We start from the raw sequence: 11827 nt of genomic DNA on the forward strand, positions 1-11827 counted from the left end.
GAGGAAATCGCGCAGGGACAGGTAGGAACCCTGCTGCGCCTTCTGGCCAAGCAGGTACTTCTTGCCGAGATTTTCAACCGTTATCACCGTCGGCATGACACCTACACCACGTCCGCGAAGCTTCGTTCCATGCGGCGGAAATAGAACAGACCGCCCATGAAGATAAGCACCACCAGGACGCCCGAAAGCAGGAATCCGGGCCAGTGCACCGGAAAACGGTCTCCCAGGATGGCCCAGCGGAAGCCATCGATCACCCCGACCATCGGGTTGAGGAAGTAGAGAAAGCGCCAGCGCTCAGGAACGATGGAGCTGGAAAAACCGACCGGGGAGATGTAGAGCCCGAACTGCACGAGGAACGGGACCACGTAGCGGAAGTCACGGTACTTCACGTTGAGCGCCGCGAGCCAGAGCCCGCTCCCGAAGGAGGCCAGCGAGGCCATCAACAAAAAGAGCGGGATGAGGAGCACCTTCACATCGGGGACGAAGCGGTACCAGGCCATGATGCCCGCCAGGATGGCGCAGGAGATGGCGAAGTCAACGAGGCTCACCACCACCGCTCCGGCCGGCACGATCAGTCGCGGGAAATAGACCTTGGTCAGCAGGTTGGCGTTGTCGACCAGCGAGTTGGCGCTCTCGGCGAGCGAGTTGGCGAAGAACTGCCAGGGGAGCATGGCGGCGTACACCATGACCGGATAGGGCACCCCGTTGGAGGGGAGCTTGGCCAGCTTGCCGAACACCACGGTGAAGACCAGCATGGTGGCCAGCGGACGGATCACGCTCCAGGCGATGCCGATCGCGGTCTGCTTGTAGCGGACCAGGATATCGCGCCAGGCCAGGAAGAGGAAGAGCTCACGGTAGCGCCAGAGGTCGCGCCAGTAGTGGAGGGCCCCCATGCCGGGCTTTATGATGATTTCCTGCTGCTCGCTCATGTCAGCCGTACTGGAACTCCTTTTTTCCGAAGCAGGCGGCGATCACCCCCGCCAAAAAGCCCAGCCCGAAGCGCCCCATCTCGCGGTTCTTGCGGCCGGGGAGCAGGTAGAGCGGGGCGTGCCGGGAGCAGTTGGCGAGCACCAAAAGCCACAGAAGGAAGGGGTAGCGGGACTTGAGCCCGAAGAACGAGCGCCCCACCGCCATCGGTTTCCTGAAGTTCCCCACCAAAAGCGGCGGGTGGAAGTAGTGCAGGCGGTCGCAGTTGAGGCTCTTTCGGCCGTCGATCAGGAAGCGGATCACGTACTCCACGTCCTCCTGGCCGATGAAGCGGTTCATGAAGGCCCCCAGCTCGGCGATGGCCTCACGCCGGTAGGCGGTGCAGCGGCTGGTCATGAAGTAGTCGTCGTGGTAGTCGTAGCGGCCGTCGATCAGCGCGAAGCTGGCCGAGCCGTGCGGCACCACGGCGTCCACGCCGGGGTGGGAGTGGAATACCTCGAGGAGCGTGGAGAGGAAGTCCTCCTGCAAAAGGACGGTGTCGTCGTCCAGGAAGAGGAGCAGCTCGCCCCGGGAACTCGCCACCCCGTGGTTCCTGGAGAAGCCCATGGAGCCGAAGTTATCCGGAAGCGGCGCATAGACCACCGGCAGCAGGGCGCCATACTCCTCGGCCATCGCCCGCCCCGCCTCGGTCCCCCCCCGGTCCTCGACCAGCACCACCTCGAACTGGGCGCGCGGCAGGTCCTGCTGGACGAGGGAATTGAGGATGCCCGCCATCAGGTCGAGCCTGCCGTAGAAGTTGATGATGCAGGAGAGCCTGATCCCGTCCCGGGCAGGGGGGACCTGGCAATCTCCACGCAGGTCGAAGGGAAAGGCTCGGTAGAGCGATTTCAGGAGCAGCTCGCGCATTAAAAATCCGGCAGTGAATTCATTAATAGCCTACGTAGAGGCCCCATCCTATCATAACGGCCCACAAAACCCCCACTATAAAAAGCGGCAGGTCCTTCAGCAGCGATTCGGTCGGATCCCCCCCCTGCCCCGCCTGCACCCGCAGGATGAAGCGCAGGAGCCCGAAGCAGCAGAGCGGTACCGTGTAGACCAGGGCGTGACGAACGATGACGTACTGGGTGTAGGTGACCAGCACGGCGCCGCCGGTCATGTACATCGCCCCCTGCAGAAAGCCGTCCGGGTAGGAGAGGAGCGATTTGCGGTGCCCCCCCGCCAGCTCGCCCAGGGCCTGCTTCTCCCCCAGCCTTTTGCCGGTGGCCAGGAAGACGGCCAGCAGGAAGACGGACAAAAACAGCCAGTGGGAGATCTCGATCCTGAAGGCCTCCCCCCCCGCCTCCAGCCGAAGCAGGAAGCCGGAAGCGATGCAGAAGAGGTCGACCACCGGCAGCTCCTTGAGCTTCACCGAGTAACTGGTGGTGATGACAAGATAGGCGACCAGGATGAGCGCCAGGATGTGCGAGACGGAAAAGGCGAGCCAGAGCGCTCCCCCCAGGCAGGCCGCACCCACCAGCAAGGCGGCTGCCACCGGTACCGCCCCAGAGGGGATCGGGCGGTGCTTCTTGCGCGGGTGATGGGTGTCCCGGTGCCGGTCGAGCACGTCGTTCAGGATGTAGGTGGAACTGCTGGCCAGACAGAAGGAGAGGAAGGGAAGCATCCCCTTCTGCAGCACACCCGGCTGCAGCAGCGTCCCCCCCAGGAAGGGGGGGAAGTAGAGCATCAGGTTCTTCAGCCACTGGGTGGGGCGCAGCAGTTTTAGGTAGGCGGTGATCTTCAACGCTTGATGAGGCCTCGCTGGCGGTAAAAATGCGGTCATTATGCCATATCACGCTGAGATACAGCAAGAAACGATTGAGAGCGGTCAGCCCCTCTTCTTGATGATGTCGAGGAAGAAATCCTCCAGGCTCTTGCGCCGTGGTTCGATGAGGGTCACTTCGCCCCCCTCCGCCTGCAGCTTGGCCATGGCGGAAGAGAGCTCGTCTTTGCCGACGTAGCGCTCCGAGCTGTGGCCCGCGCTGTCGCGCACCGTAACATCGTAGCCCACCACGCCGCGGCTCATGATGTCGTCCACACGCTCCACACTCTGCAGCTCACCCTTCAGGATGATGCCGACCCGGTCGCAGACCGACTCGACGTCGGCGATGATGTGGGTGGAGAAGAAGACGCATTTGCCGCGTTTCTTGAGATCGAGCATGATCTCCTTCACCAGCGCGCGCCCCACCGGGTCCAGGCCGCTCATCGGCTCGTCCAGGATGCAGACCTGCGGGTCGTGGATCAGCACCTGGGCAAGCCCCACCCGCTGCACCATCCCCTTGCTGTAGCTTCTCATCGGGCGCTTCCTCGCCTCCCACAGCTCGAGCTGCTTGAGCACCTGCTCCGTCTTGACGGCCAGCTCCTGCGGCTCCATGCCGAAGGCGGCCCCCACGAAGTTCAGGTACTCCTGGGCGCCCAGGTAGTCGTAGAAGGCGGGGTTTTCCGGGAGGTAGCCGACCTGGCGGCGCGCCTCGGGTGAAGAGATCTCCTTACCCATGATGCGGGCGTTTCCCGCGCTCGGTTCGATGAGCCCCATCAGGGTCTTGATGGTGGTGCTCTTGCCGGCGCCGTTGGGGCCCAGGAAGCCGAAGATCTCCCCCACTTCAACGCTCAGGCTGAGGTTCTTGAGCGCCTCCACCCTGCTCCAGCGTTTACCCTTGAAGGTCTTGGAAAGACCGGAAATTTCTATAGCGTTCATGCGTAGACCTCTGAGGATGTGCCGGTCACTTCTTGTTGACCGTAGAGAAGAAATTGCTGGTGGTTTTCACCTTGCCGTCAGGCTCCAGGTAGAAGGTGCCTCCGTAGGGGTCCTTGGGGAGCGCCTTCAGATACCCCGAGTGAAGGAGGGCCTCCACCGAAGCGGGCTGGTGACCGGTGGCGCGCTGATAGGCGTCACGGGCCTGCTCGATGGACCGTATCGCTTCCAGCGACTTCAGCCTGGTGGTAAGGGTCTCCCAGACCGCCCTGTTCTTGGCCGTCTTGGCCATGGTCTTCAGGTAGGCGATGGCCAGCTCGTTCTGCCCGGCCTCGTTGAGGTAACGGCTGGCCAGGTTCATGAACAGGTCGTTGCCGGAGAGCTGTCCCGCCTTCATGTAGTACTTGCCGGCCTGCGGGTAGTCATGCAGGAAGTAGCCGTAGTTGAACCCCATGAAGAAGGGAAGGAACCAGTCCCAGGTCCGGTACTTCATGCCGTAATCCAGCAGATCGTTGGCGATCTTGATCTGGTTCGCGTCCCAGACCAGGATGGACTGGGCGAAGTAGTAGGCGTCCATGTTGTACGGGTCGAGCTTCACGGAACCGTGCAGGAGGCGGGACATGGTCATGTAGTCGGCGGGGACGTGGAGCTGGCGCGTCTTCTCCTTGGCGACCAGGCCGCCGAAGTACATGAGTACCTTCATGACCAGCCCTTCGGCCACCACCTGTTTCTGGTCGGCGGAGATGACCTGCAGCACCTCGACCCGCGGCAGGTAGCCGAGCTTCTCCACGAACGGCTTGTTGCTCATGTAGGTGGTGAAGGGGACGATCAGCGCACCATAGCAGGCGATCAGCAGGCAGGCCACCGCCAGCGGCCGGGCGAGGCCGGCGGTCTTGCTCCTGGCCGCCATCACTTCATCTCCCTTTTCTGGAAGATGGCGGAGGCAATGGCAAGCAGGACGGCCGCGTAGATCACCAGATAGCCCACGGTCAGGGCGAGGCCTGCCGCGGTGAGGGGGACGCCGTAAATCGCGTTAACCTTGAGGTCGAAGGCGCTGAAATTGGGCAGCACGTAGTATAGGGCGGTGGCAGCCGAGCGGACCGCGGGGGAAACAAGCTGCCCTGCCGGGGAGTGCACGTAGTCGTAGACCTGCTGGCTGGCGCTCCCCACCAGGAAGGCGGAGATGGTGCCGAAGATCGGGAGAAAGAAGGAGGTGCTCACCGTGGAGAAGAGAACGGCGACCGCCAGCAGGAGGATGTACTTCAGGGCATCAAACAGCACGCAAAGATAGATGTTGTCCCATACCACCGGGCGGTCCGGCGGGTAGTTGCCGGAAACAACCAGCACCACCACGCAGGCCACCCCACCCAGCACGACGGCGGTGATCAGCAGGAACAGCGCCACGCCGAGGAACCGCCCCAAGAGGTAGGTGGAGCGGGTGATGGGGAGCGAGAGAACGCTGAAGGTGTAGCGGCGCTCCATGTCCTTCCAGAGCGAGGTCCCGCCCAAAAAGACCGCCAGAAGCAGCAGGATGAAGGAGATAAGCGACAGCGAAAGGGTGATGGAGAGCTCAGTCACCTGCCTCATGGAGAGCTGGCTAACGCTCGGCACGAGCGGCAGCAGAAGGGCCGCCATCAGGATCCCGTGGAAGACGCGATCGCGGAAGATACCCTTGATCGTTATGCGGACGATGTCGAACATCGGTTCTGCTCCTTAAGGTGAAGTTCTGTCAGCAAGCTTTCTGGCCAGTTTGAGGGCCGGCTCGCGGTAGTAGGCGTTGGCTGGGGCGCGTTCGGCGGCGAGACGGAAGTTATCGCTGGCCTCCTTGTACTTCTTTTGCTGCATGTGGAGGCTTCCCAGACGGTAGAGGTAGAAGGGGTCGTGGGTCAGCTGGTAGGTTCGGGTCAACAGATGCACCGATTGCGGATAGAACTCCGAGCCGCGCGCCTTGCCCTGGGCGACCTTCAGCTCGTAAAGCGCGAGCAGGCGACGGCTGAACTCCACCTCCTCCCTGCCGGGGTCGGTCTTCAGCGCATTTTCCAAGATGGCCTGGGCCGCGTCCAGGTTCCCTTCCCGCAACCGGACCTGCGATTTGGCAAGCACACCGTACTGGCGGTTGAGCAGTGACTCCGGGAGCACCATGGAGCTCAGGATCTGATTGGCTTTTCCCACCTGGCCGAGGGCGCCGTAGGCCACGGCAATCTCGTTTTGAGCCGGCACGAATTCGGGCGACTTCTTGATGGTGTCCTGGAATAGAGCCAGGTTGTCCTGCCAGAGCAGGGTCCTGGCAGACGTCGTGTAGACCGCCGCCGCCAGAATGAAGGCGAAGGCGACGGTGACCACCACCTTGGCCCGGTCCTGCAGCTGCCAGCGCTCGACCCCGAACACACAGCCGAGCGCGAAGAAGGCGCTCGGGATGTACAGGTAGCGCTCGGCAAGCGGCGTCCAGGTCGCGTTCAAGAGGGGGATCATCAAGGCCGAGCAGGAGACCGACAGGGCGCAGAGAAAGAAAAAGGCCACCAGGGTCCGTCTGGTGAGCAGCCAGAGCGTCAAGAGTAACACCAGCCCGCCTACCCAGAGGTACAGGTTGGAGACGTGCATGATGCAAAAATTCAGGGGAAGCGGCAGGAATATCTTCTTCAAGTAGAAGCCGGCGGCCTTGAAGACCAAAAAGGCGCTGTGCGACAGCCCACTGCTCTCGGAACCGGCGACGCGGGTCGCCACGCAGGAAAGCCCGGCGTCGTTGTTGACCGAGCCGAGCCGGCGGTAGGCGAGGAAGAGGACACCGGTAGCCACCATGATGAGCAGGTGGGGCCAGTTCCTCAGCGCGGTCTCCTTCAGCGAGAGCCGTTCCCTGTCCTGCCGGAAGAAGGGAACTATGAAGGCGGCCGGTAAAAAGAAGATAGCGGTCTCCTTGGCGAGGCAGCCGGCCAGCAGCGAGAGCGCGGCGAAGAGGCTCGACCAGGGAGTCAGGGCGGACAGCCCGCCCGGCTTCAAAAGGAAAAAGGCGCTCAGCAGGATGAACATGCAGGCCAGCGGATCCGTGCGGCCTGAGATCCAGTTGACCGATTCGGTGTTGATGGGATGCACCGCGAACAGCAGCGCGACAGCCAGTGGCGCCAAGACGGAGTCGACGGCGTTGGCGACCGCCGCCCGGCGGGCCACGGCGAAGAGGAGCAGCACGTTGACCAGGTGGAAAAGCACGTTTTCCAGGTGCATGAAGCTGGCCTGCAGACCCCAGAGGTAGCTGTCGGCCAGGAAGGAGAGGAGCAGCAGGGGGCGGAAGTAGACGCCGCCCGGCGCGAAGATCTCGCGCAGGTTGAAGGAATCGAGGTTCAGCAGGAAGGTGACGGTGCGCGGGTCGTCCACCGAGTTGATCGGGGCGAAAATGGCAGGGTAGTAGATTCCCAGCACAACGAAGATGAGCAGCAGCACACAGGTGCGCGAACTAATACGATCGGTCATCTATAGATGGTCCATGAAAAAAGGCGGGACGCAGAGCGCCCCGCCCCATACAACAGCTTCATTCCAATTACATCGTGGTCCAGCTGGCGAAAGCGGTGGAGTCGGATGCAGTGGTGGTCATGCTGGCAACGGCGGTGCCGGCGGTGACGTCGGTGTAGTAGATAGCGGTGCTATCCCAGGAGCCACCGAAGGCCCTGTTGCCGCTCTTGTGCTGGGTCCAGATGGCGTAGCCGGTAGCACCGGTGACCCAACCCAGGCCGACGCCGGTGGAGGTCTTGCCGATCAGGACGGTGCAGGTGGCGGTGCTGTCTCCGCCGTAGGCGGTAAGGCCGGTGCTGGTGAGGCTGAGAGCGGAGTTGGTGGCGCCGGCGCCGAAAGCGGATGCGGCTGCCAGGATAGCGAAAGCGGCAAACAACAATATCTTTTTCATGGAGTGTCTCCTTTTCGTTGTCGTTATTAAGGTTTGTACTCGAGGGCGGCCGGGTATGCCTGCTTGTCAGCCTGGAAGGCCTCCATACCGGTCTTCAGGTTCTTCACGTCGGCGTTGGCGGCGGAGTTGTAGGCCTTGGCGCGGTAGTTGGAGAACTGCGGGATGGCGATGGCCGCCAGGATGCCGATGATCGCGACAACGATCAAGAGCTCGATCAGGGTGAAGCCCTTGCTGCTTCTGAGTGTACGTAACATGTGTTTCTCCTTTCGCTGTTTTTTTTGTTGCCGTTTCGATGACTGACTCAGGTGCGTTACCTGTTTTCAGTAAAGACGGATATCCCTGAGCAATTAACGGGCCAACATTAGGCGCTCGCGAAAGGTGCTGAATTTGCGCGGAAAGGAAAAACACCAGCATCTAAGGGGAGTGACGGAAAAGGTCCCCGGGGACAATTTAAGGCCCTTTGGGTGACGTTTTTTGTCACTCGTCGTCCATGCCGAACTTGGCGAGGCGGTAGCGGAAGGAGCGGAAGGTCATCCCCAAAAGCTCTGCGGCGCGCTTCTTGACCCCTCCGCACTTCTCCAGGGCCTGCACCAGGAGCTTTCTCTCCAGGTTGTCCAGGTAGGCCTGCAGGTCCAGGCCGCCGTCGGGGATGAAGAGCTCGTTGGCGGGGGGCGAGGGGATGCGGTAGTCGCGCACGGCGTGCGGCAGCCCTTCCCTGGTGATCACCCGGCTCCCCAACACCACGCAGCGCTCCACCAGGTTCTCGAGCTCGCGCACGTTGCCGGGGAAGGGGTAGTTGAAGAGGGCGTCCAGGGCATCGGGGGTGATGATGTCGCCGCTGGCGCTCCAGAGGGCGAACTTCTTGTAGAAATGCTCGACCAGCACCGGGATGTCCTCCGGCCGCTCCTTCAAGGACGGCATGCGGACCTGGACCACGTTCAAGCGGTAGAAGAGGTCCTCGCGGAAGCTCCCCTCCCGCACCTGCTCCTCGAGGTTGCGGTTGGAGGCGGCCACGATGCGGACGTCCGCCTTCAGGGAGGAGGCCCCGCCCACCCGCCGGAACTCGCGCTCCTGCAGCACCCGCAAAAGCTTGGCCTGCAGAAGGAGCGGCACCTCGCCGATCTCGTCCAGGAAGAGGGTCCCCCCCTCCGCCTGCTCGAAGAGGCCGGCCCGGTCCGAGACGGCGCCGGTGAAGGAGCCCTTGGTGTGGCCGAACAGTTCACTCTCCATCAGGGTGTCGGGGATGGCGCCGCAGTTGACCGCCACGAAGGGGGCGCCCTTTCTGGGGCTGTGATAATGGATGGCGCGGGCGGCCAGTTCCTTGCCGGTGCCGCTTTCCCCCATGATCAGCACGTTGGCCATGCTGTCAGCCACCTTGCCGATCAGGTCGTAGACCTCCTGCATCCGGTGGCTCTTGCCGACCAGGCCGCTGAAGCTGAACCGCTCCATGACGGCCTCCTTGAGCCGTTTGTTCTCCACCAGGAGGCTGCGCTTCTCAAGGGCCTTCTTGACCAGCACCTTGATCTCTTCCACCTTGAACGGCTTGCTGAGATAGTCGTAGGCGCCAAGCTTCATCGCCTCCACCGCCTCGTCGGCCGCCGAGAAGGCGGTGATCATCAGGACCGCCGTCTCCGGCGCCAGTGCCTTGATGCGCGAGAGGAGCTCGATGCCGCCCAGGCCGGGCATGCTGACATCGGAGAGGACCATGTCGTAGCTGCTGCGGCCGAAGTACTCCAAGGCCTCCTCGGCGCACTCCGCCTGGTCGACCCGGTACCCCTCCCCCTCCAGCAGGATGGAGAGGAACTCCCGCATGCTCAGTTCGTCATCTACGACCAGGATGTTGGCGCTGCTGCTCATCAAAACCTCGAAACGGGTTCTAGCTTCTTTGTTGTAGGTTCCACCTTTAACTTCTACGGCTGATTCGGGGAACCCAACATACCAGTTCCACCCCTCCAGCGTCAACCGGTACCGAACCATGCCAGCGGTGCAACCTTTGCCCCTTAAGGCAATCCCCCCTGTCCCCCCTTTATCAAGGGGGGAACGTTAGGCGAAAGAGTGGCCTACCAAGAGGTTGACGTTGGACACAGAAGGCAACGGCCCGGCGGTCACGCCGGCAGGGAGATGGTGACGGTGGTCCCTTCGTCCTGGGCGCTGTCGATGGTGACACGGCCGCCGTGCGCGTCCACGATGCGGTAGACGGTGGCAAGGCCCAGCCCGGTCCCGCCCCGCTTGGTGGTGAAGAAAGGCTCGAAGGCGCGCTTAACGTCGGCCGGGCTCATCCCCGCACCGTTGTCGCTCACCCGGATCAGCACCACGGCAGGCTGCGCCCCCTCCCTGACCAGGTCGGCGCTCACCTCTATGCTCCCCTCCCCGGCTATCGCCTCGGCACCGTTCACCATCAGGTTCCAGAAGATCTGCGAGCACTGGTCCTTGTCGAACACCACCACCAGCGACTCCGGTACCCGGTTCTCCATGCTCACCTTGGCGAAGCGGGGGTCCTTGTTGAGCAGGGCGCAGAGGTCGGCGATCAGCCACTTGAGCCGCACCGGCACCTTGGCGGGCTGCGCCGGACGGGCGTAGAGGAGGAAATCCCGCAGCAGGGTGTCCAGTCGGTCGGTCTCGCGCACGATGATGGAGAAGAGCCGCTTGTCCTTCTCGTCTACCCACCCCCTGAGGGCGGCGAGCTGCACCGACCCGCTGATGGCGGCCAGCGGGTTGCGGATCTCGTGGGCCATGCGGGCGGAGAGCTCCCCCACCGCGGCCAGGCGGTCGGCCCGCTCCAGCTCGCCGGCCATCCGCCTGATCTGGGTCAGGTCGTTCAGGTCGAGCAGCGCCCCGGCCGGCTCGCCGTCGCTGCCGGTCAGGGGGACCGACTTGAAGGAGATGAGCAGTTCCTGGCCGTCGGCGGCCTCGTAAGAAAACTCGCCGTTCGCCAGCCCGAAGAACTGCCTGCCGAAGCGGGCAAAGCCGGGGATCACCTCCACCAGCAGCCGGTCGTAGGCCTCGGCCTGGGAGAGGCCGGTGAGCTGCTCGGCCCAGCGGTTGAAGACCCTGATGCGCCCCTCGGTGTTCACGGTGACCAGGCCGCTGTCGATGGTGGAGACGATCGAGGTGTTCAGCCGCTCCAGCTCCTGGAAGTCGATCACCTTCTCCTGCAGCGCGCTCTCCGAGACCCGCGCCCTTTCGGCGAGACTGCCGGCCAGGTAGGCGGTCAGGAAAAAGGCGATGGCGTAGAGAAAGATCAGGTAGAAGACGTAGCCGGCGCCGTACTGCAGGGCCGGCAGCGGGCTGATCCCCAGCGGCACCAGTCTGCCGTAGTACTGGAAGTCGAGGATCGCCCCGTACAGGATGATGCAGAGCGAGGCCGTGTAGTAGGCCTCGGAGCGTGCCAGGAGCACGCTGGCGCTCACGATGGAGAGGAAGTAGAGAAAGGCGTAGGGGGAGTTGACGCCACCGGTGATCAGGATGACCGTGGTGACCAGGAACAGGTCCCAGACGATCTGGGCGTAGGTGATGGCCCTCCCCTCTTTGCGGGTGAACTTCAGGGCCAAAAGCGAGACCAGCGAGAAACCGTAGGTGGCGGCCACCAGGCGGGTGAGCACCGTCAGCGTCAGCAGACCGTCGCCCCCCTCGTGGCTGTGCAGGTCGAAGAAGAACAGCGAAGCGAGGAAGACGGTGGCGACCATCAGCCTCAGCAGGATGAACCAGACGATCTTCTTGCGGTCAAGCATCCAGTGCTAACCGCCGACCGCGCCGGCCAGCTTGAAGATCGGCAGGTACATGGCGATGACCAGGCCACCGACCGTGGTCCCCAGGAAGACCATCAGCAGAGGCTCCATCATGGAGGTCAGCGCGCCGACCGCGTCGTCCACCTCGTCGTCGTAGAAGTCGGCGATCTTGTTGAGCATGGTATCCATGGCGCCGGTCGCCTCGCCGACCGCGATCATCTGCACCACCATGGGGGGGAAGACGCCGCTTTCGGCCAGCGGCTCGGCGACCGTCTTACCTTCCGAGATCGACTGGCGCACCTTGTAGATCGACTCCTCGACGATCTTGTTGCCGGCCGTCTTGGCCACGATCTCCAGGCCGTCCATGATGGGGACGCCGGAGCTGATCATGGTTCCCAGGGTGCGGGTGAACTTGGCCACCGACACCTTGCGGACCAGCGGCCCGATGATGGGGGCGCTCAGCGCCAGCCGGTCGATGGTCTTTTTACCCTTGGCGGTCGCGTAATACTTGCTGATGGCCATCTTGACCCCCACCAGGGCGAGGAT

Annotated in this window: 12 protein-coding genes; all 12 read right to left on the reverse strand. The window is 63.0% G+C overall.

Annotation, left to right across the window (positions count from 1 at the left end):
* Positions 1-101: 101 nt before the first annotated feature.
* Positions 102-929 (reverse strand): ABC transporter permease, encoded by an 828-nt coding sequence (locus VJ604_RS19135; protein WP_324085286.1) that lies wholly within the window; start codon positions 927-929, stop codon positions 102-104.
* Between the two features lies 1 nt (position 930).
* Positions 931-1833 carry a glycosyltransferase family 2 protein gene (locus VJ604_RS19140; RefSeq protein WP_324085288.1) on the reverse strand — a complete coding sequence of 301 codons (903 nt, stop codon included), beginning with the start codon at positions 1831-1833 and terminating at the stop codon, positions 931-933.
* A gap of 22 nt (positions 1834-1855) precedes the next feature.
* Positions 1856-2707: a decaprenyl-phosphate phosphoribosyltransferase gene (locus VJ604_RS19145; protein WP_324085291.1), complete on the reverse strand. Its 852-nt coding sequence runs from the start codon at positions 2705-2707 to the stop codon at positions 1856-1858.
* Between the two features lie 84 nt (positions 2708-2791).
* Positions 2792-3661: an ABC transporter ATP-binding protein gene (locus VJ604_RS19150; RefSeq protein WP_324085293.1), complete on the reverse strand. Its 870-nt coding sequence runs from the start codon at positions 3659-3661 to the stop codon at positions 2792-2794.
* A 25-nt stretch (positions 3662-3686) separates the two neighbouring features.
* Positions 3687-4568 carry a hypothetical protein gene (locus VJ604_RS19155; protein ID WP_324085295.1) on the reverse strand — a complete coding sequence of 294 codons (882 nt, stop codon included), beginning with the start codon at positions 4566-4568 and terminating at the stop codon, positions 3687-3689.
* On the reverse strand, positions 4568-5359 hold the full coding sequence (locus VJ604_RS19160) for an ABC transporter permease (RefSeq protein WP_324085297.1): 792 nt from the start codon (positions 5357-5359) through the stop codon (positions 4568-4570). Before VJ604_RS19160 ends, VJ604_RS19155 begins: the two co-directional genes overlap by 1 nt.
* 12 nt (positions 5360-5371) lie before the next feature.
* Positions 5372-7123, reverse strand: coding sequence for a hypothetical protein (locus tag VJ604_RS19165; RefSeq protein ID WP_324085298.1), 1752 nt, complete (start codon positions 7121-7123; stop codon positions 5372-5374).
* Between the two features lie 67 nt (positions 7124-7190).
* Entirely contained in the window at positions 7191-7553 is a 363-nt protein-coding gene (locus tag VJ604_RS19170) for a hypothetical protein (protein WP_324085300.1), read from the reverse strand.
* A gap of 26 nt (positions 7554-7579) precedes the next feature.
* The gene (locus VJ604_RS19175; RefSeq protein WP_324085302.1) at positions 7580-7807 is read right to left on the reverse strand and encodes a type IV pilin protein; all 228 of its coding nucleotides are present in this window, start codon (positions 7805-7807) and stop codon (positions 7580-7582) included.
* A 223-nt stretch (positions 7808-8030) separates the two neighbouring features.
* On the reverse strand, positions 8031-9410 hold the full coding sequence (locus tag VJ604_RS19180; protein ID WP_324085305.1) for a sigma-54-dependent transcriptional regulator: 1380 nt from the start codon (positions 9408-9410) through the stop codon (positions 8031-8033).
* Positions 9411-9658: 248 nt separating this feature from the next.
* Positions 9659-11284, reverse strand: a complete 1626-nt coding sequence (locus VJ604_RS19185; protein WP_324085307.1) for a two-component system sensor histidine kinase NtrB — start codon at positions 11282-11284, stop codon at positions 9659-9661.
* A gap of 6 nt (positions 11285-11290) precedes the next feature.
* Positions 11291-11827: type II secretion system F family protein (locus tag VJ604_RS19190; RefSeq protein WP_324085309.1), on the reverse strand; the 537-nt coding region annotated here is incomplete at its 5' end.

Source organism: Geomonas sp. (assembly GCF_035254065.1).
GTDB lineage: Bacteria > Desulfobacterota > Desulfuromonadia > Geobacterales > Geobacteraceae > Geomonas.